Source organism: Flectobacillus longus, assembly GCF_030056705.1.
In the GTDB taxonomy this organism is placed as follows: Bacteria; Bacteroidota; Bacteroidia; order Cytophagales; family Spirosomataceae; genus Flectobacillus; species Flectobacillus longus.
This window is the reverse complement of sequence record NZ_JASHIC010000005.1, coordinates 111,080-133,940: the sequence shown is the minus strand read 5'-3', so window position 1 is coordinate 133,940 and position 22,861 is coordinate 111,080. Positions and strand designations below refer to the sequence as shown.

Annotated in this window: 13 protein-coding genes; 8 read left to right on the top strand and 5 right to left on the bottom strand. The window is 38.2% G+C overall.

What is annotated here, in order from left to right:
• Nucleotides 1-86: 86 nt before the first annotated feature.
• From QM491_RS04715 to QM491_RS04680, 8 genes are all read left to right on the top strand, one after another.
• Nucleotides 87-1,166, top strand: coding sequence for an ATP-binding protein (locus tag QM491_RS04715; protein ID WP_283326096.1), 1,080 nt, complete (start codon nt 87-89; stop codon nt 1,164-1,166).
• Between the two features lie 89 nt (nt 1,167-1,255).
• The gene (locus QM491_RS04710) at nt 1,256-3,523 is read left to right on the top strand and encodes a DUF5682 family protein (protein WP_283326095.1); all 2,268 of its coding nucleotides are present in this window, start codon (nt 1,256-1,258) and stop codon (nt 3,521-3,523) included.
• Nucleotides 3,520-6,456 (top strand): DUF4132 domain-containing protein, encoded by a 2,937-nt coding sequence (locus QM491_RS04705; RefSeq protein WP_283326094.1) that lies wholly within the window; start codon nt 3,520-3,522, stop codon nt 6,454-6,456. The genes QM491_RS04710 and QM491_RS04705 overlap by 4 nt, the downstream gene beginning before the upstream one ends.
• Nucleotides 6,457-6,461: 5 nt before the next feature.
• Complete coding sequence (locus QM491_RS04700; protein WP_283326093.1) at nt 6,462-7,655, top strand: VWA domain-containing protein; 1,194 nt, start codon at nt 6,462-6,464, stop codon at nt 7,653-7,655.
• Nucleotides 7,656-8,114: 459 nt separating this feature from the next.
• Entirely contained in the window at nt 8,115-11,660 is a 3,546-nt protein-coding gene (locus QM491_RS04695) for a hypothetical protein (RefSeq protein ID WP_283326092.1), read from the top strand.
• Between the two features lie 837 nt (nt 11,661-12,497).
• On the top strand, nt 12,498-13,931 hold the full coding sequence (locus tag QM491_RS04690; protein ID WP_283326090.1) for an arginine deiminase family protein: 1,434 nt from the start codon (nt 12,498-12,500) through the stop codon (nt 13,929-13,931).
• A 178-nt stretch (nt 13,932-14,109) separates the two neighbouring features.
• Entirely contained in the window at nt 14,110-15,039 is a 930-nt protein-coding gene (ctlX, locus tag QM491_RS04685) for a citrulline utilization hydrolase CtlX (protein ID WP_283326089.1), read from the top strand.
• Between the two features lie 76 nt (nt 15,040-15,115).
• On the top strand, nt 15,116-15,442 hold the full coding sequence (locus QM491_RS04680) for a HesB/IscA family protein (RefSeq protein WP_283326088.1): 327 nt from the start codon (nt 15,116-15,118) through the stop codon (nt 15,440-15,442).
• Nucleotides 15,443-15,723: 281 nt separating this feature from the next.
• Here the strand turns inward: QM491_RS04680 and QM491_RS04675 are convergent, their stop codons facing one another.
• From QM491_RS04675 to QM491_RS04655, 5 genes are all read right to left on the bottom strand, one after another.
• Nucleotides 15,724-16,017, bottom strand: a complete 294-nt coding sequence (locus QM491_RS04675) for a hypothetical protein (protein ID WP_283326087.1) — start codon at nt 16,015-16,017, stop codon at nt 15,724-15,726.
• Nucleotides 16,018-16,372: 355 nt separating this feature from the next.
• On the bottom strand, nt 16,373-19,204 hold the full coding sequence (locus QM491_RS04670; RefSeq protein WP_283326086.1) for an alpha-amylase family glycosyl hydrolase: 2,832 nt from the start codon (nt 19,202-19,204) through the stop codon (nt 16,373-16,375).
• Between the two features lie 285 nt (nt 19,205-19,489).
• A complete protein-coding gene (locus QM491_RS04665) occupies nt 19,490-20,938 on the bottom strand; it encodes a TlpA family protein disulfide reductase (RefSeq protein ID WP_283326085.1) in 1,449 nt (482 codons plus the stop codon).
• Nucleotides 20,939-21,277: 339 nt separating this feature from the next.
• The gene (gene rlmF / locus QM491_RS04660; protein WP_283326084.1) at nt 21,278-22,210 is read right to left on the bottom strand and encodes a 23S rRNA (adenine(1618)-N(6))-methyltransferase RlmF; all 933 of its coding nucleotides are present in this window, start codon (nt 22,208-22,210) and stop codon (nt 21,278-21,280) included.
• A gap of 58 nt (nt 22,211-22,268) precedes the next feature.
• Entirely contained in the window at nt 22,269-22,847 is a 579-nt protein-coding gene (locus tag QM491_RS04655) for a Maf family nucleotide pyrophosphatase (RefSeq protein WP_283326083.1), read from the bottom strand.
• Nucleotides 22,848-22,861: the final 14 nt, after the last annotated feature.

The window sequence follows — 22,861 nt, the reverse complement described above, 5'->3', positions numbered from 1 at the left end:
TCATTCTGATCATAAGCCCCTTCCAATAACGGATATACTATTAACTAATAACGTATTATAAAAAACTCAAATAAACCTTCAACACCATGAATGTATTACGTCAACACGCAGAAGAGCAATTTGCGCATGAATTAGAAGAAATTACTAAACAAGATAAAAATACGCGTCCAACCAGTTGGAATCTTTCGCCACAGGCAGTTGTGCAATATTTGATGGGAGGAAAACTACCTAACGGCTTTGAGGTATCGCCAAAATACATCGGTAATCGTCGACTGATGGAAATCGCCGTAGCCACTCTTACTACCGACCGAGCATTACTATTATATGGATTGCCTGGCACAGCAAAATCTTGGGTAGCAGAGCATTTGGCAGCGGCCATTTCGGGAAATTCGACATTGCTCGTTCAAGGTACAGCTGGGACTAGCGAAGAAGCTATTCGTTACGGCTGGAATTATGCAAAATTGTTGGCAGAAGGACCGAGCGAAAATGCCTTAGTAACCACCCCAATGATGCAGGCGATGCGCACAGGAAAAATTGCACGAATTGAAGAACTAACGCGTATCACTGCCGATGTTCAAGATACCTTAATTACTATTTTATCTGAAAAAACACTCCCTATTCCAGAACTAAATATGGAAGTGCAAGCAGTAAGGGGATTTAATGTGATTGCCACAGCCAACAACCGTGACAAAGGAGTAAACGAATTATCAGGTGCTCTAAAACGTCGTTTTAACACCGTAATTTTACCTGTTCCTGAAACCATGAAGGAGGAGATAGAAATTGTACAACATCGTGTATCTAGTTTGCAAAAAGCGCTCGAACTTCCTGCTGAAGCGCCTGCCTTAAAAGAAATTCAAAGAATCGTAACCATTTTCCGTGAACTACGTGCTGGCGTAACCGCCGACGGCAAAACTAAAATCAAAACGCCATCCAGTACCATGAGTACGGCCGAGGCCATTTCGGTAGTAAATAGCGGATTGGCATTGGCTGCCCATTTTGGTGATGGCCGTATCAATGCCGAAGATTTAGCTGCTGGTTTGGTTGGTGCCGTAGTAAAAGATCCTATTCAAGATAAAGTCGTTTGGAATGAATACTTAGAAACCGTCGTCAAAACACGTGAAGACTGGAAAGATGTGTATCGTGCTTGCAAAGAAATTGTCTTATAAAATGCCACTTTCAAGCCTGCATTGGATATTTAAACAAGATAAATTCATGACAAACAGAATCTTTAACGCTTAAATCTGCACTCAAAATTATGCCCTTAACAATTTTGGGAATACGACATCATGGGGTAGGTTCGACCCAAAATGTAATCGAAATGTTGGAGCAAACCCAGCCAGATATGGTATTGGTAGAAGGCGCTCCAGAACTAGATTCGATTATTTCTTGGATAGGCAACGAACAGCTTCGTCCTCCCGTGGCTGTACTTGGCTATAACATAGACGAACCCCAACAGGCGACCTTCTACCCTTTTGCGGAATTTTCGCCTGAGTGGCAAGCCATCCTTTATGCAAACAATCGTCAAATTCCAGTCAAAATGTTGGATTTGCCTTTGGCAATAGGTTTTCAACAAAATAAGAATGAAAAAGAAAGCAATATAGTAGAGGAACCCAATCCTGAAGATTCTGAATCCATAGTGCCTCCGCCCATCCATAAAGACCCTATCTCATACTTTGCTGAAATAGCGGGTTATGAAAATTCGGAGCTTTGGTGGGAACATCACTTTGAGCATAATTACATTTCTAACAGTGCCAAAGAACATTTTGATGCGGTAATGCTCATGATGTCCGAGCTTCGCCATGCCAATATCCCGTCCGTTTTGGATGAAGAAAATATTGCCCGTGAAGCCTATATGCGGGATATTATTCGTAAAACTCAAAACGAACTTTATAGCAATATCGTAGTGGTTTGTGGTGCTTGGCACGCCCCTGCCCTACTCGATGTAGACAGTACTGCCAAAGCTGATACAAAGCTTCTTAAGTCTTTACCCAAAACCAAAATCAAAGTAGCTACTACTTGGATTCCTTGGACAAACCAGCGTTTATCCATGCACTCTGGATATGGTGCAGGGATTACCTCGCCGGGTTGGTATGACTTTTTGTGGAAAAAAGGCAAACAAAAAGATTTTGCCATAGAGTGGCTTAGTCACGTGGCACGTCTTTTCCGAAAAAAACAAGTTGATATTTCTACAGCTCATGTCATTGAGGCATTTCGTTTAGCCGAAACCTTAACCAGTTTACGTGGACTTTCTCGAATCGGTTTACTCGAACTTAACGAGGCCACCCAAACCGTCATGTGTATGGGCGATACCGTTTTGCTGAGTTTGGTCAAAGATAAACTCATCGTAGCCAATCGCTTGGGCGAAGTTCCCGACGAGTTACCCAAAGTTCCTTTACAACTTGATTTTGAAAAATTAGCCAAAAGCAATCGTTTGGCACTTACCGCCGAAAAGAAAGATTATGAATTAGACCTTCGAAAAGAGTTGGACCTCAATCGAAGTAAAATGATTCATCGATTGGATATTTTGGAAATCAATTGGGGACAAAAACTCTATGCTCGTAGCAAAGGGACTTTTAAAGAAGCATGGACTTTGGCTTGGAAACCCGAAATGTATTTGTCTTTGATTGATAAAGCCGTTTGGGGCAATACCCTCGAAGATGCTTGTACCAAATACCTGATAGATACCAGTCAAAAATCACAAAATATCGGGAAAATTGCCAACAATATCCAAAAAGCAATACCTGCGGAGCTGTTTGTAGCAATAGAATTTTTGCTTAAAAAAATCGACGAAGTAGCCACCATTTCAGCCGATATTCTTGACTTAATGACTGCCCTCAAACCTATGGTGGAAGTAAGCAGATACGGAAATGTTCGCAAAACAGACTTAGGAGCAATTCGTCAGATTGTAGATAGCCTCCTCACCCGTATCTGTATAGGCTTGCCCAATACCTGCTACGGACTCGACGATGACAATTCAAGAAAAGTATTTGAGCATATTCAACAAGTAAATGAAGCAACCAGACTAATCGAAAACGACGAGCTGACACAATTATGGTTTGATACCCTCAAAAAACTATTGAATAAAGAAGGTATTCATAGTATCATTCAAGGGTGTACCTGTCGCTTGTTGCTCGATGCCCAAGAGATGGATACCGAAGAAACAGCAGAGCGATTTGCTTGGGCTTTGTCGCAAGGACAAGAACCTAGTTTTTCGGCAGGTTGGCTCGAAGGGTTCCTCAAAGGAAGTGGTGTAATTTTGATATATGACCATGTACTTTGGAATATTCTTTACAAATGGGTAGCGGAACTTTCACAGGAATACTTTACGGAGCTATTGCCCATTTTACGACGTACTTTTTCTCATTTTGTACCTAACGAACGCCAACAACTTGGCGAAAAAGCCAAAGCTGGCACTATTATTCAATCACAAGAGCTTACCACTATCAACGAAAACTTTAACCATCAACGCGCCGAAAGTGTTCTGCCTATGCTAGAAACGCTTTTGGGTATTACTAGACTATGAAAAATTTAGAGAAGTTAGAAAGCTTTATCGAAAATCAAAAACAAATAATTTATGCACGGGCTAGTGCTGAATTTGATAGCTGCATCGAATATTTGAGAAGTGATGACCCTACGATTCCTATACTTTCCATAGAAAACTACTGGGTAATCACAGGATTTGAGCAGTTATTGGGCAATGTAGACGAATGGGATGAATGGGAAGAAAAAATCATGGCGTTAATGACTCACCCTTCCTACTGGTATCAACCTCAAGCATTAGGCTATTTTCTACACGGTGGTTTTCGTGATTTTATCGATTGGGTTAATATGCAAATTCTCCGTAGTAATAATAACGTTGAAATTCAAAGAGTAATCCAATTAGCAAGTCGTTTTATTCCTGATGAAAAGTTCTTAATTCACTATATAAATACTAGAGGTTCACTTCTCGATGAAAATTTCAATTTAACAAAATGGGGTAGTTATCTTTTGCAAAATAACGAGCATTACAATAGAATTTTGTTGGATACAAGCGTTGAAGCTTACCAGAAACTTCGCCTAGCAATGTTTCTATGGTATTCCAAGCAAGATGATTTCTTGGATGTGGCGATTGATAAATTGGCTACCAATGAACATATATTAGAGGTTGCAGAATGGCTACTAAACAAAAATGCACAGAAGTATGAGCCTTTTATTTTTACCAAATGGCAAAAACTAACAGATAGTATTAAATTCATTAAGTTGTATGAGTTTTTGGAGATACAATTTCCTGAAAAATACAGCCCACTAGGAATAGAAGCTTTTCAAAAAACTCTTTCGATTGAATTGACACGGTGTAATACAAACTATGCCAATATTTATAGTTATGGCCCTGAGCAAATAAGTGTACTTACTCACTGCTTTAATTTTTTGATAATAAAAGAAACACAAGAAACTAAAACACTATTCCAAAAAGAACTAAGAAATATCTATTCAATCCCAATTGATCTATTAGCAGCAATAGCAAATCAACTAAAAGAAGATGGTTTAGATATTTTAGTAGAAGCCCTTCATCAAGACCCTAATAATCTTTACTGGAATGATAAAGATTTCTTCAAAAAGTACTTCAAAATCATTGAAACACTTGATTTTCGCTCGCATCAGCAGTATTTCTGGAATTTGAGTAAAAACAAATCGAAAGAGTTACGCAGATTAGGTGCTGGTCTATTGAGCAAATTAGGCAATGAAGCCATTCCTCAAGCTTCTGAGTTAACAAAATCTAAAAAATCAGAGACCCGACAAATGGGATTTTTGATTTTATCGCTTATCAATACCGATGAATCAAAGGTTATTTTGGTTGAGCTTTTGGAACAAGAAAAGAATGATGAGGCTCGTGATATTATTCTGGAGTCATTGCGTCAGCTAGTTAGTAAACAAAAGTCTTTAGCAGAAATTAATACCAAAATAGCATTTGCTCAAAAGAGAGGTAAGCTCAATGCTCCATTAACCCCATGGCTCGACGAAAAGGTGCTTCCTCCGCTATACGTTAAAGATGGCACTCAGCTAAGCGTTGAGGCGTTTCGTTTCTTGCATTACCGCATGAGTCGTGCGAAAGAAATTCGTATTGACCTAGAAGCAAAATTACTCATTGAGCATTTGGACACTGACAAAAACTACGAATATGCCTCTAGCTTGTTAGATACCTATTTTGTCAATGGAGCATTAGCAAATTTCAAGTTCTGTTTGACCCTCGCCAGTATTTTTGGAGATACTACTGTCATCCGTCAATTGCGTAATAAGGTGCAAGAATTTGCCGATAATAATCGTGTTAAAATGGCGGAATATGTCGTAAAAGCCTTGGCACTTAATGGTGGAACACAGGCTTTGCGTAATGTAGAGTTCTTTTCTAGAAAATATAAAAACAAAAATAAAAACGTTGGCGCTGCTGCAACGGAGTCCTTTACATTAGTAGCTGAAGAACTCGGCATCTCTCCGTATGACTTAGCGGACCAAATCATTCCTGATTTTGGCTTTGAAGGATTGTTTAAAACCTTTGAAGTCGATGATCAAGAATATCGTGCCTTTGTGAATCAAGATTTTAAAATCCTATTCTTAAATGAAGATAACAAAACCCTAAAAGCTCTTCCTAAAGGTACGCCAGTGGATTTACAAGAGGAATTTAAAGAGATAGGAAAAGAAATCAAAGACATCGTAAAATCCCAAACACCTCGTTTGGAGCAATACTTGATTATTCAGCGTCAATGGGATACTGAAAAATGGCAGAGCCTTTTCCTCAACAATCCCATTATGTTTGTCTATGCAACGAGGTTAATATGGGGTGCTTTCAACGACCAAAAACAATTTTTATTTACCTTCAAAGTGCAAGAAGACCAAACTTGTATCAACCAAGATGGCGACGAAGTAGAATTCCAAGAAGGGCAAATGATTAGAATGGTACACCCACTAATTCTTGAAAAAGATACCATCAACCATTGGTCGGAAGTATTAGAAGACGAAGGACTATCACCTGCATTTTTACAACTCAATCGTTCGGTAGTCAATTTTGATCCTGCTGATAAAGGAACACTTATTTCCTCGAAGTTCAGAGGCATCGAAATGTCAGGATACACCTTTGTGTCTGTACTTGAAAAAAGAGGCTGGTTTAGGGGTTCTGTTGTCGATGCAGGCTTCATCAGCAATTATTACAAAAACTTTGCAGAAGAGGGCATTACCGCTATCATTACACAAGAAGGAGATATATGTGTAGGTTATTTGGACTCTATCGGAGGTATTGGCAACCTTATGTTTGTAAAATACGGTAGTGTCGAATTTGGAAGTTATACCTATGATGAACCAGGACACACAAACGATTCACGACTCATTCCATTTGAGCAAATCTCTCCTATCATTTACTCAGAAGTAATGGCAGATATGCAGTTTTTCAAAGAAAATGATAGTAGACAAACCAACGGTAACTAAGCATTATGACAGACGAAAAAGAATCACTCCGACGCTGGCGCCTTATCTTGGGAGGCGATGAAGCCGATGGCACCCAATATCAACTGTCTGGGCGAGATAGCCAAATCGATGACGCACTTTCTGCTTTATATGACTTTGAACGAAAAAGAAAATTTAATTACGGACAAAATAGTGGTGGTGCAGGAGGTAACGGAAGCTCAAGCCCTTCGGTAGCACGTTGGTTAGGAGATATTCGCAAATATTTCCCTCAATCGGTTGTGCAAGTAATGCAAGGCGATGCTCTAAAACATCCAGAGTTACAGCAAAAACTTATGCTCGAACCTGAAATTTTGGAACAAGCTACGCCCAATGTACACTTGGTAGCAACACTTATGGAATTGGGCAAACTAATTCCTTCCAAAACTAAAGAAACCGCTCGCCGTGTTGTGCAACAGGTCGTAGAGGAGTTAATGGGCAAATTAGAACAAAAAACGATACAAGCCATTACGGGTGCTATCAATCGAGGTGTTCGCAACAATCGCCCCCGTTATAATGAGATAGATTGGAATACGACTATTCGGAAAAACCTCAAAAACTATTTACCCGAATACAAAACCATTATTCCAGAAAGAAGAGTGGGGTTTGGACGTAAAAACAAACGCTCTTTGAAAGACATTGTTTTGTGTCTTGACCAAAGTGGTTCAATGGGCGCCTCTGTTGTCTATTCTGGTATATTTGGTGCAGTAATGGCGTCGTTACCACAGGTTACAACGCAGATGGTCGTGTTTGATACCGAAGTAGTCGATTTAACAGAAGATTTGAAAGACCCAGTAGAATTACTCTTTGGGGTACAACTAGGCGGCGGCACCGACATCAACAAAGCTTTGGGGTATTGTCAAGAGATTATTAGTAAACCCGACGATACCATTCTTATCATGATTACAGATTTGTACGAAGGAGGTAACCAAGCACAGATGCGCAAACGTATAGTGGAGCTCAGTGAGTCTGGGATTCAAATAATTTGTCTGTTGGCATTAGACGATTCGGGAGCACCCTCTTTTGACAAAGATAATGCTAAGTTTCTCTCAAATTTAGGAATTCCAGTTTTTGCTTGCACACCAGATTTGTTTCCAGATATGATGGCGTCAGCTATTAATCGACAAGATATGAGTGCATGGGCAAGTCAAAATGACGTAGTTTTGAAAGGATCAAACTCATAAGTAATAGTAACGCCACATATCAAGTATGTGGCGTTATAAGCTAAAAATCAGTACTTTTAAGGATAGAGTTTTTCTCCATAATTAAGAGTACCAACTTCAATATTTGAAGCCGATTACCTTCAAATAATTCCCTCAAAAAAATCTACAGCAAAATACATTTTGGCACGGTTTTAGACCAAATAGGGCGTAATTGCCAAAATGTAACTTCGTACTAATTTTAGTATGCTTATCCCCTATTATCCTCACTCGTTCAAAACTCCTGCGTATAGTCATAATTTGAGTCTCAGTGGCATAATTTTTGCTACTTTTTAAGACAAGCAACCGCCAGTTGTATTTAAAAAATTATAATTTCCTAAGTAGAAAACATCGCCGCCAATTAAAGTACAATCATCCGATTGTGCCTTTGATCGTATTTCTATTGGGCTGTAAAAAGGTGTTTAATTTAATTAATCTATGCTCATGAACAAATTTACCCAAGTAGTTGTGGTACTGTGTATTTCCATGCTCAGTATATTTCAAACACATGCGCAGGTGAAGACATTGGAGAATAATAAAATCCCGATGGATCCAATCGTTGGAACTGGCGTTACAATCAACTCCTCGCCGTCTCTTACTGGTGGCGCAACAAACACTTCAAACGTCGTAAACGGCGACCTTAGTGATTTTTCTACAATCGATTTAACACTCTCTCTTCTAGGTGGTGGTGTTGGCCTAACAGTACAAGACGCTAAACAATATTATCCTGCTGGTAATGTGGTTGGTTTTGTAGTAGCTCCTGGAGCTGGTATTCTCTCAGCTTCTGCATTATCTAACATTTCAATCAAAACTTTCCGTGATGGTGTGCTTCAAGAAACAGCTACTGTATCGGGTGGGTTATTGAATGCTTCCGTATTAGGAGGTAGCATTGGAAAGCAAGTCTTGAGTTTTACAACAACCAAAGACTTTGACCAAGTTCAACTCTTCTACAGTGGTGGAATTGTTGGTTTACTTAACAGTTTAAAGGTGTATTACGCTTTTGAAGGTCCAGCTGCAACAACAAATTTAGATTGTTCAACCAAATGGGTTAATGGTGGTAGCAGTACATATACTGTTAACAAGGGACTCTATTCAACAGGACTTGCTATTTGCGCTTCTGGTGTAAATAATGAAGGTAATGTAGTTAATACAAGTACAACCGACTATGCTTCAATGGATGTCTTATTAGCTATTGCTCTAGGTTCTTGTAACAGTTATATCGAGGTAGCATCACCATCAACGATTCCAGCTGGTTCAGAAGCAGGTTTTGTGATTTCAGATGGAAATTCCTTACTTAATGTAAGTTTATTAGATGCTGTTACTATCGAAACATACAACGGAACGATCAAACAAGAAAGTATTGCTGGTAGCAGTAGTTTAATTAAACTTGGACTATTAGGAAACACTAATTCTTATGAACTAGGTTTCAAGACTACTAAAGCTTTCAATAAGATTAGAATTATTTCAACAAGTGGACTAGTATCTGTCTTAGGTTCATTGAGAGTGTATTATGCTTATTCAAAACTTGACTCAGATAACGATGGCGTATCAGACTGTTTAGATAAATGTGCTGGTGGTAACGACTTATTAGATACAGATGGTGATGGTCTTCCTGATGGTTGTGACCAAAATACCATAAACGTAGCGGTATCAAAAACAAGTAGCAACAACGGTGCTCCAGTTCCACAAGGTACTCAAGTTACATACACAATCAAAGCAACAAGAGCAAGCGGATCTGCAGCTGCAACTGGCTTAGAAATTACAGATTTACTTCCTACAGGTGTAACTTATGTTTCTCACTCGGCAGAATCTGGAACAACTTATGATCAAACGACTGGTAAATGGTATATTGGTAGTTTACTTGGTGGCGATAAATTGGTAGCAACCCTCACTATTACAGTTACGGCAAAAGATGAAGGTGTTATCTTCAACACAGCAACGATTACAGCGAAAGATGGAAACACTAACAGCGGTAAAGAATCTGAAACTGTTTGTATCAGTGTACCTGTAAAACTTTGTGCTAACGAATCATTAACATTGACAGCACCAACTACGCTTACTTCTTATCAATGGAAAAAAGATGGCGTTAATATCCCTGGTGCTACGGCCAATACACTAACTGTAACAGAAGCTGGTAGCTATACGCTAGATGGTACACTTACAGGAAACTGTCCTACAGGTAACTGTTGTCCTGTAATTGTAGAACTTCTTCCAATCCCAGTATTGGCAGTTACAGCACAACCTGCTAATGGAAACTGTACTGGCTCAACTATTACTTTGGGCGTAACAGGAACTAACACTGCAACTTACGCATGGGCTGGTCCAAATGGATTTACATCGACTACAGCTAACCCAACTGTAACAACTTCTGCTACTTCAGTCAACGCTGGTGTATATACAATTACAGGTACTTCATCTTTAGGTTGTACTGCAACAGCTACAGTTCAGGTAAATGTTAACCCTGTTCCAACAGCTACAGCAAATGCTCCTCTTCAAGTTTGTTTGAATGGTACAGCTAACCTTTCTGTAAGCAGTAACCCAGCTGGTGCAAGCTATTCATGGTCAGGTCCTGCAGGATTTACATCTACAGCAGCTAGTCCAACAATTGCATCTGTAACAAGTGCTAATGTAGGTACGTATTCTGTAAGTGTAACTGATATTAACGGTTGTACCGCAACAACTACAACATCGATTAGTCTTTACACTGCTCCTGTAATTACGATTACTCCAACAGCATTGGCTGTTTGTGAACAGACACCAATCACATTGACTGCTTCAGGTGCATCTACTTACTCATGGACAGGTCCGAATGGATTTACCTCTACTTCGGCAAACCCAACAGTAACTGCTAGTGCATCAATGACTCAGCATGCAGGTGTATATACAGTAACAGGTGTTAGTGGTGATAACTGTAGCGCAACTGCTACTGTAAACGTAATGGTGAATCCTAAACCAATGGTTACTGCAACTACAGTAGTAGCTGTTAACTGTTCGGGTGTACCACTTACTTTAAAAGCTACAACAGATGGAACTAACCCAACTTACGCTTGGACAGGTCCAAATAGCTTTACTTCGACAGATGCAAGTCCAGTAGTTTCTGCTAATGCAACAGCTGCTATGACTGGTACATATACAGTAACAGTAACAGATAATAAAGGATGTATTGGTACAGCTTCTGTAGCAGTAACTGTTAACCCTGCTCCTACTACAACAATTACAGGTGGTCCAACGATCACAGTATGTTCAGATACTCCAATTGCATTTACACTTAGTGGAAAACAAACAGGTGAAACTTACGCTTGGTCTGGTCCAAATGGATTCACATCAACTGTAGCAGATCCTACTGTAACAGCTACAGCAACTGCTGCTAACCAAGGTGTTTATACAGTTGTGGTAACAAGTACTTTAGGTTGTAACCAAACAGCAACAGTTAGTGTAACAGTTAACGCAACTCCTGCTGGTGCTACTTCTAACGTATCAGTTTGTGCAGGAACTCCAACAACATTGACTGCAACTGGAGGTTCGACATACTCATGGGATACTGGCGAAACAACAGCATCAATCTCTGTTTCTCCAACCTTGTCAACAACATACCGTGTAACGAAAACTTCAGCTCAAGGATGTTCAATCGTAGATGTATTTAACGTAACTGTGAACGCAGCTCCAACATTGGCAGGTGCAGTATCTATCTGTAACGACGCAAATACTCCAGCAACATCAACAGATGATACTTATACATTCACATTGAACCCATCGGGTGGTAGTGGTACTACTTACACTGTTTCTGGTTCTGGAATCACAACTGCAACGGCCAATTACGGTGCTCCATCAAGTCCATTTGGTCCATTCTTAATCAGCGGTGGTGCTAAAACAATCACAATCACAGATGCAAATGGATGTTCGTTAAACAACGTGACAATCACGCCTCCAGCGACATGTTCATCTTGTCCTCAGGTTTGTGTGCCGATTACAATTACAAAAGTGAGATAGTATAAATCTTATTTTGCGAGATAATTACAAAAGGGAGCCTGTTTGGGGCTCCCTTTTTGTTGTTTGAATAGATAGGTAAGTATGAGTGCTGAATTGTGATCGATGAGTTTTGAGTGTATTTTTGATTACTAATATTTTATCCCATTAATTTCTTCAACTTAATTTTGCCCACTAACTTATAATATTCCTTAGTCTCAAAATGCTTCTGGTATATATACTTCTTCTTACATGATTGCTTGAGCAAAAATGACACATCACTTTCAGAGTTTTCTGATAGCTATAATTTCAACAGAATAATAGATTGGGGAAATACTTTATAGGAGAATTTTAAAGAAGAAATAAAAAGCAAAAGGGAGTTAAGTCTCGAATTGTAGTAAGGCTAAAAAAACATTCAATACCGTGCAATTAAACCGCCTAATTACTGCTTATTCGAATGCGTCATGAGCAAATGACTTATTACCATCAATACTATCAATCCAAGTAACTTCCCTCCCGTGCCTATATAGATACCTAAACTTACGAAAGAAATCATGATTTGGATTCAGCTTATGTACTAGAATTTCTTGTAAAAAGGACATTTAAGGTGTTCATTCAACTGGATTTTCGACGAATACCCTAGTATTATTTCCTTTTACACAGAAAAAACTTCGATTATATAATATTCATTTTTTACGAAAGATTTCGAGTCATTATGAAAATCTATTCAGCTTTAAAATGAAAAAAACGTTATGTTCTCCTATTGGCTTGACTTTGCAAAAAAAAAATCGTTTATTGCGAAAAATGAGTTTTTTACCATTTTTTACCTAAAAAGCAATAAACTTCAAAGACAATCAAATTATGGAAAAGTCTATCAATGTTTCATCGGAAGTAGGAACGCTTAAGAGGTTATTGATTCATAGCCCAGACAGTGGATTAGGGAAGGTTATTCCTTCAAAAGCTCAAGATTGGCTCTTTGAAGATATAGTGCATCTGGACACGATGCGAAAAGATGAATATGATTACTACGTAAAAACTTTACTTTACTTCCTTGATCCAGACAAAATTAAAGGTCGCTTACACGAAATCGACGCCGATAGTTCTAGAGAATTCTTCAAACCAGAAAGCCCTCATTATTTCAAATCAGATAAAGTAATCGAAGTCCAAAGACTTTTGGCAGAAGTTTTAGACAACTCTATTATCAGGACACGACTTGTAGCTGCCGTTTGTGCGGTCGAACATTGTTCGTTTGCTATTCAAAATACACTACTGAATTACCCTTCTACCGAACTGGCCAAAACACTCATCTCGGGCATGACGCCCGAAAAAGAAATGCTTTTTGCGCCTATTCCAAACTTTATCTTCACTCGCGATATTGGGATTACTATCAATAATCATTTATTACTCAACAAACCAGCCAAAATTGCTCGTACCCGTGAAGCTTTGTTGATGCAATACGTTTTCTTTAATCATCCAATTTTTGAAGAAATAAGAAGCAATATTATTGAAATACCTGATAACGAACATCAGTTTTTGATGCCCGACGACCAAAAGGCTGACACCATTGCTACCCTTGAAGGTGGCGATGTCATGATGGTAGCTCCTAATCACTTATTGATTGGTATTTCGGAAAGAACTACGGTGTATGCAGCTAAACAAGTTATTGAGGCTCTTTTTGAAAAAAATATTGTTGAGAAAATCACCTTGGTCAAAATTCCCAAAAAGCGTGATTATATGCATATCGATACCGTATTTACACAGGTAAAACGAAATATCTGGGTATTGCTGGGTTCGCTTGGGAAACAAGCTAAACAAGAAAATGAGATATTCGTCAAGGCAGGTTTAATCAAAGCCAAAGTAAAAGACGAATTACGTATTATACAATTTCGCAAAGATGCCAAAGAACCACGTGTAATTGATTATTTGGAAGATTTGTTGACAGAAATTTCAGTGAATGATTTAGGCTGTATGCCTCTCGATGTACAATTTGTGTATTCTGGAAATAATGAATTCCCTTACGGCGACCGTGAGCAATGGACAGACTCTTGCAATTTGTTGGCACTCAAAGAAGGAGTCGTAATCGGCTACGATAGAAACGACAAAACACTTGAGGCTTTTAAAGCATTAGGATTTGAAGCCATCAAAGCCGCTGATTTAATTCAAGACTTTGAAGATGGTCGAAAATCACCAGAAAATATGCAAAATACCTTTATCCTACTACCATCAGCAGAATTATCTCGTGCTCGTGGTGGTTCTCACTGTATGTCGATGCCAATTCTGAGGGAGGGATTTTAGTAGCAAGGTATCAGCAATGAGCATTCAGCTATCGGGGATTGCTAAAGAAGTGATAGAAACATCTTTCCTGAATGCCGATAGCTCATTGCCGAAAGCCCAATAGCACAATCTTTTTGCATGCTAATGGCTACACTACTTACAAATAAACTACTTTTCAACAAACAAAACGGCTCAAACTATGCGCTCACAAACAACTTCAAATATCTTGATGATTCGTCCTGTGCGATTTGGCTTTAATGAACAAACAGCCGAGTCGAATGCTTTTCAGGATAAAGCATTTGGTCAACAGACACAAGATACTGCCCAAGCCCAAGCGTTAGGTGAATTTGATGAAATGGTGGCTCGTCTCCGCAAACATGGTGTCAATGTCATTGTAGTCGAAGACACACCTGAGCCGCATACACCTGATTCGATCTTTCCTAATAATTGGGTTTCATTTCACAACAATGGTACGGTCATCGAGTATCCAATGCAGGCTCCCAATCGCCGATTGGAAAGACGTCAAGACATAGTTAACCTACTGGAAAAAGATTTTTATATCAACCGAAAAATTGATTTATCCTATTTTGAAGAAAAAGGCGAATACCTAGAAGGAACAGGCTCGATGGTACTAGACCGAAAATTCAAAATAGCGTATGCGTGTTTGTCTCCAAGAACTAACGAAGCCGTTTTGAATGAGTTTGCAATTCAAATGAATTATGAAATCATAAAATTCACCGCAGTAGATGGCGCTGGTAAACAAATTTATCATACAAATGTATTGATGTGTATTGGTGATATGTTTACAGTAATTTGTCTAGAAGCAATTCCTGATTTGGACGAGCGCCTGCAAGTACGTAATTCGTTAGAAAGTAGTGGAAAGCAGGTAATTGAAATCACGCTAGACCAAATGAATCAGTTTGCAGGAAATATGCTCGAAATTCGTAGCGAAAAAGGAGATCGATATCTAGTCATGTCAGATGCAGCCTATTATTCGCTTACACCAGCACAAACCAAAATCTTAGGAGATTATTGTACTATTTTACACTTCGATTTGAGTATGATTGAAGGAAATGGAGGAGGTTCGGCTCGTTGTATGATGGCAGAGGTTCATTTACCTATGAAATAGATTTTCGGAACTTTTCGATTACTTTTGTAGTTCAAAAATCATAACAACTTGTTTTTCCTAAAATCGATATAGCATCATGGTAACAGTAACAGATATAGCAGCAGCAAAAATCAAAGAATTGCGTGATAAAGAAGGTTTAAGCAACAACTACAACGTACGCGTAGCCGTACAAGGCGGTGGTTGCTCAGGCTTGATGTACGACCTCGACTTTGCTTCTGAACCACAAGCCACTGATATGGTATTTGAAGACAAAGGTGTAAAAATCATGATTGACAAAAAATCTATTCTTTATCTTGCAGGTACAGAATTAGATTTTTCTGACGGTTTGAATGGCAAAGGTTTCCAATTCAAAAACCCTAATGCTACTCGTACTTGTGGCTGTGGCGAAAGTTTTGCAGTATAGCAAGCATTTAGTGAATTGTGACTGAGTGATGAGTGATTTTTTTTAATATGATTTTCACTTGTAGAAACGTAAGGTATTACGTCTAATGCTAAGTCAAATATTAAAAAAGGGGTCGAAAAATTATTTTCGACCCCTTTTTTAATGAAGTTAATTAAACTCTTTCGTCAGGGATGAATAAATTTACCCGCTAAGTGGAGGAATAAGCAGTCGATATTTATGAGAACATAAATCAAATCCTATCGCTCTGGTATACTATTTTTCTGGAACAAGCATCGTTAAAACTAGGGCATCGAAAATCCTACAAAAAAACCAATGATGCTCAAAGCAGGTAATGTAAAGACCCATTTAGCTGCCGAATAATGCCCATGTCGAAACAACCACCAAGCCGCAATAATCGAAATCAAAGCTAATACAGGAAAAGACAGAATTGAGAAAAACGTAACCCAACGCCCTTTAGTGGCGCCAGCATCAAACAAAAAAGGGCTCATCATAATCGGGAAAAATGACCCAACAATCAATATCCCATAAAGGATACTGAGAATCCAAAGAATAGTTTTAGTGGTATCTGCACTCATAGTTTCATAGTTTAGTTAAGATGAATAGTAGCAAATATAGGGAACCTATTCTTAGACTCAAAGTCCTGTTTGTATTTCAGATATCGGATGTTGGATTTCGGAATTATAACATACGCTTTTGACCATTATTTTAGAAAAAGAGTATTTTCAATATTTCCGAAATCAGAAAATCCTTAATTGGAGCTGTACGTTGGATTTCATTTTACTCAAAATCATTCTTATCATTATGCTGTAGCGGCAACCGTAAGGGTTGCCACTACAGCAATTTTATTATCAATACAAAATAGAACTGATAGGGAATTTTCGATGAATATCCATACATTCCGAAATCAAAAATCCCAATTCCCCAATTGAGCTATTGTTTAATCATTTTTAGCACCTGATTACGTTGTGCGTCTTGGATATGAATCAAATACAGTCCTTCTTTTAGGTCGGTGATAGATATATCTGTGTTTGTCTCCTCTACTTTTCCTTGTTTTACCATTTTTCCGTAAAAATCGTACATTTCGTAATGCGTATCTCCTTTTCTGAAAGTTGGAACTGACAAACGAACCATATTTGTAGCAGGATTTGGGAATAATTTCACAGCTGTAGCCTCCTCTTCGATTCCTGTAATCACTAATGCCGAAGGTACTTTCCAAGGTACAATATTGGCTTCTGGTGTTGGAAATGGCTTTGTTGAAAAGATATGAAACTCCCCTGCTTCTAGGAATAAAGGTAAATCTAAATCACCTACATCGATGGTACTTCCTGTAAAATAATCATACCATTTGCCTGTATTCGGGAAAAGGCGTGTCATTCCTTTACTTTGAATATCAAAATTTCCAACAATTAAAACCGTATTATCACTTGAACGAAGGGTTACTTTTTTCTGCATACCTGTCAAGTCGATACTAAAATCTGTAGTTTTAAACACAGGCTGAGAGGTTTTTAACTGAATCATTGCAGCATAAGCCTTGTACAACTTCATTCGACGGGCATCGGTCAAGTATTCCCATTTCAAAGGCTTTTGACCTGTACGACCATTAAAGTCAATATTTACGTCATAGCCTAGCTCTCCAAATTGCCAAATCATTTTTGGACCGGGAACCGCCATAAATACCGCCACATTTGCTTTTTCACGTTCTAGGGCTGTCGCTAAATCTCTAGTTGAGTAAGAGTTAGCCGTTTTTCCATTCTGTACGGCATCATAAATCAAACGCTCTTCATCGTGGCTTTCCATATAGCTTACAACCCCTGCCGTTGTCATGCCTCTAGTTAGATAGGAAAGTCTCGTCAAATCAACCGTTTCACCTTTCATCATTCCTCTAAAATCGTAGTTATGATTTCCCCAAACCATCATACCCATATTGGTGAAGGTTCTTTCTTCTAAATCCTCAGAAAAAAGTTCCAAAATCACGAAAGCAGAAGCGTCTACTTTGCGAATATTGTCGTAGTATCCTTTCCAAATATCAACTCTAGATTGATCATAAAGTCTAAATTGTGCATCATTAGAGGTTTGTTTTTGGGTAAAACCTTTAGCTAAGTCAAATCTAAAACCATCAATTTTATATTCCTGTAACCAAAAAGCATTCGCACGATTTACGTAGGCTTTGGTGGCTAAACTTTCATGATTGAAGTCAAAAAATACGCCAAATGGATGTCGATCAGTTTGGTTAAACATCGGAGAATCTGCCGAAGGTTTTGAGCCGTCCCAATACATTTTTACATAAGGAAACTCATAATCTGCTTGGTTAAATACCATATCCATCAGCACCGCAATACCTAATTCGTGGCATTTGTCGATGAAGCGCTTCAAGTCGTCCTTTGTCCCATAAGCCTTGTCTGGAGCAAAATAGAAAATCGGATTGTAGCCCCAAGAGTCATTTCCAGTAAATTCCTGAACTGGCATCAGCTCGATGGCATTGATACCCAATTTTTTAAGATATGATAAAGTATCAATAACTGCTTGATAGTTTTTATTGGCTACAAAATCTCTCACATGTAATTCATAAACTACTAAATCCTCTTTAGCTGGACGTTTGAAGTTTGTATTTTTCCAAGAATAAGCCGTTTGCCCAGTCTGAAATACTGAAGCAATCGTTTTTACTGTCGAAGGTAAAGTCTTCAAGTTAGGATACGTTGCCGAAGAGATATATTGGTCATTATTGGGGTCAAGAATTTTTTCAGCATAAGGGTCTGCCACAGCCAAAGTTCCATTTATCAAGTACTGAAAAGCGTATTCTTTTGCCTTTTCGATACCGTCTAGCTGTATCCAATAGCGTTCGGCAGAGGTATTTCTTTTTAGCAAATAGCTATTATTTGTTTCCCAATTATTAAAGTCTCCAATAACATGAACAAAATCTTTGTTAGGGGCATACAAAACCAATCCAACACTCGTTTCGGACAAATAATTTATGCCATCTTTCCAGCCAACAGGCACTTCAGCAGTGGTTATTTGAGGAGGTACCAATACCGTTAATTGTGCGGTCGAGGTTCCTAGTTTTGATTTTGCCTGAACTTTCATAGTAATAGTGGACGATTTTTCATTGATTAATCTTGCCAATGAATTATAAGGAACAGTGGTGGTAAAAGTATCGGTACTATCGGTCGAGAAATTGAGAATTGAATTAGAAATTAAAGTCGAGCCAACACTGATTTCAGCAGAAAAAATAGCTTTGGAAGAGGATTTTAGACTAATAGGTAAATCTTGACCTGACTTCAAAACAATAGTACTTTCGGTTGGCGTCAAAAATGCTACGCTAAAAGCTGCATCGTACATGGTAACAAAAAAATCTTCTGTTTGGGCTGTGCCATTACCATTTTTGAGTAGCACTCCCAAGCGTTTGATAGACTTACTAGTAGGCACATTATAAAATGTTCGAGGAGTGATTTTGATACTCCAAACATCATTGCCAAGCGAAGTCATTTTGCCATTGGTGAAAGGCTCTGCAAAGTTACTCTGACCCGTAGGAACGTATTCGAAGGCATTACCCGTGGCAGTTGTACCAGCACCCGACCAAAGATATACATCAGACGTTTTTCCTAATAAACCCTTAGCTCTCGCATCTTTGGATTGTTTTAGGTCAAAAATAAGCGTTACTTCTTTATCGCCAGTTGGCAGAAGAGGATCAGTTGTTACCACCTGACCAATAATAGGATAGCAACTCACCCAAATAAGGGTGAGCAGAAGAGATAATTTTTTCATAAAATGTTTATAAAATTGGTTAATGGAAGTACGAAGATAGAGGCTTTCTTAGTTAAGTACAATAAAATGGGATGCAAACACTAGCTCAAGTCTATGACTTGGGCTTATTTTTTCTCAAGTTTTATTAAGAACCTATAATTTCACAGTACTATATATTGATTTATGGTTTGGAAACTATATAAAAAATAGATCCAAGTCTAAGATTTGAACCAGAAAGTTTAAAAACAAAAAGGCTATCCTTTGGGGACAGCCTTCGTGCTTTTAAATAGACTTGAAAGAATAAAACTACAATCTCACACTTTCAATCATATAAGAAATTTCTTCTACAGCAGCTTCGTCAGAACCTTCGAAACCAATCAATTTGTAACGTATGTTTCCTTTTCCATCAATGATAAATTTTGTTGGAATACCTACGATACCAAATTTATCCACCACTTTGGTATTTTTATCGTCGAGCAATACTGAGAATGTATATTTATTTTCTGTAATAAATGATTGAACTGCTTTTTTAGGTTCAGGAATACGTTCCCAAGTATCAATAAACAAAAAGCGCACGTTTGGATCTGCTTTGTATTTATCTAATGCCTTTTGCATAGCAGGAAATGACTTTTTGCAAGGACCACACCAAGTAGCCCAAAAATCCAAAATGACAACTTTACCTTTTAGTTCAGCCAATGATACTTTATTTCCTTCCAAGTCAACAAGCGAAAATGCAGGCGCTGGTTGAGAAATCAATTCTTTTGCCAATTTTGCCTGAATACTTTTCTTCATGTCGGTATGCAATGAACTCAAGTATTTTTCAAAACCATCACTTTTTCCATTAGTTTGAATATAGGCTTCTTTTATCGCCACAGCCACCTCATTGCTACCTTTACCTGTTTTCACGAGTTCAGCTAGCATGGGTAAAGCTTCTTTTCCCTTACCTGTTCCTGTCAAAATAAGCGCATAAATCTCGTTGGTTTGGTTTACCTTATTTCCTTCAAGACTGCTACGAAGTTCGTTGATGTACTTCAATGCTTCATCATACTTTTTGATTTTATACAATAAGCTTGTGTAGTTTTGCAAGTAATAAAAATAGTCATTTTTTGCATTAGGGTTTGGATTGTTTTCCAAAGATGCCTTTGAGTTTTGTAGCCCTTCAAAAGCCAATTTTTCAGCCGTTACAAAATCGCCTTTTTGTAAAAACATTTGAGAATTAGAAGCCTGAGCTATCCCTTTATAAGATTGCGTTCTTATTTTGGACAGCCACAAAGCATTATTTACGGCATCGCCTGCTTTGGCGTACGTAGAGGCAACCTCTGAACGAGCGTAGTCATAAACAATATCAGACTTTTCGGCAGGTTCAGGAAACTTTTTTAGGAATGTTTCATAAGCGTCCAACTTAACTTTTATTTCCTGTGGTGCTTGAATGACCAAATTATAAGCAGCCATTAACGCCGCTTTTCCTGTTGGGAATTTCTGAACTGCCAACTTGTTAATAGAATCAGCCAAAGAGCTTTGTTTGATGGAATATGCCACACGAACGGCAAAAGTAAAATCCTTTTCTTCGGAAGATTTTAGTAAACGAGCAATTTCAGTATCTACTTTTTTCAGCTCGATGGCATCGCCAGTATCGGCAATTTTTCGGTAAACTTTGAGGAGACTATCTTCTTTTGAAAGAGGCTTTTGCGTTTGACCCAAGCCCATAAGGGAGATACTAAGCAAAAAGCTTAGTGCAAATAGTTTTTTGAACATAATAAATGAAATAAGTTTGAGATAAAGAAAAATGGAACTTCATAAAGATAAGGAGATTTTCTCCTCTATATGTGAAGTACACAAAGTATTGATTTACACCTACTAGTCTTAAAGTTATTTTTTTGCAGATAGGATATTTGGATTTAGCAAAAGGTCTCTCGAATTTTGAAATTATAAACATGAGTCATCCCTAATTTTAAGATTGGGGTTATTCTCTAAGTTTTCATCAAAAAAGCGGTCGGAAAATATTTTCCGACCGCTTTTTTGATGAAAACTTAGATAGATTTTACTCAGCTTAAGACGCAATTATTGCGTCTCTACTGTTAAGTTAAGTTTATTTTACTTATTCACAAATCTAGCTTTTGCCCAAGCTTTTCTTTCTTCTTCAGAAAAATACGTCCATACTAAAATACGACTTATTTTTTGACCATGCGACATTTCGATAATGCGATAATCGGTAACATCCGTTTTATCGAGGGCTTTGTACAAGCTTTTTAAGTTATCTTTTTTCGAAACCAAAGAAGAAAACCAAAGGCAGTTTTTAGCAAACATTTTACTTTCCTGAATCATTTGCCAAATAAACTTTAGCTCTCCTCCTTCACACCACAGTTCAAGACTTTGTCCGCCAAAATTGAGTGAAGCATTTTGTACTTTTTTGCCAGTAAGATTCTGTTGCTTACGAATAGAACTTGCAGAGGCTTCTTCAGCCGAAGCATGGAAGGGCGGATTACAAATTACCAAATCAAATAATTCTTGGGTACGGATAATACCTTCCAAAATTTGGTCGGGGCGATTTTGTAAACGAACATCCACATTGTTTTTAAGATTCGAATTGGTAATAACAATGTTCTGTGCCGATTTCATAGCAGTTTTATCTACCTCCGAGCCTACAAAACGCCAGCCATATTCGGCATGACCGATGATAGGATAGACGCAGTTAGCCCCTACCCCAACATCAAAAACTTTTATTTCCTTACCTGTAGGAATCTGACCATTGTTGGCTTCTGCCAATAAATCGGCGGTGTAATGCAAATAATCTGCTCGTCCTGGAATCGGTGGACACAGATAATGCAATGGAATATCCCAATATTCGATTTTGTAAAAAGCTTTCAAAATAGCTTTATTCAACAACTTTACAGCAGCAGGGTTAGCAAAATCGATGGTTTGACTACCATATTGATTAATAAATACGAAAGGTTTTAACTCTGGCGACACCTTCATAAGTGCCTCCATATCATATCGTTCTTGATGTTTATTTCTTGAATGAAGCATGTGTTTTATTGGTAATTGAGTGAGTTGTGAATGGTGAATTTTATGGCCTTTTACTCATTCACAATTCACTAAATTTCTTAAGCGCATCATATACAATATGTACGGGCAAACCCATTACGGTAAAATATGAGCCTTCGATACGAGGAATACCCACCATTCCTACAAAATCTTGTACACCATAGCTTCCCGCTTTGTCGAAAGGTTTACAGTTTTCGATATAATAATCAATTTCGGCGTCCGTTAATTCTCTGAAAAATACATCTGTGGTATCGCTATAGCTTTCAAGAGAATCTTTTGTCATTACACAAACTCCTGTAATTACTTGGTGTTTGCGTCCCGAAAGCTTTTGCAACATCCACTTAGCTTCAGCTTTGTCTTGTGGTTTATTCAATATCAAGCCATCAACCACTACGATTGTATCGGCTGTCAGGATAATTTGATTTTCGATTTCTTCCTGAAAAGCCAAAGCTTTCTTTTGGGCCAAAAATACAGGAACTTCAGGCGCGGGCATCGTATCAGGAAAATCTTCATTAGTTGATTTTACTTTGACACTAAATTCAAAACCAGCATCTTTAAGTAATTGTTGTCGACGTGGCGAATTTGAAGCTAAAACAAGTGGATAATTTAATGTTAGCATTCTGAGAGTTTTCG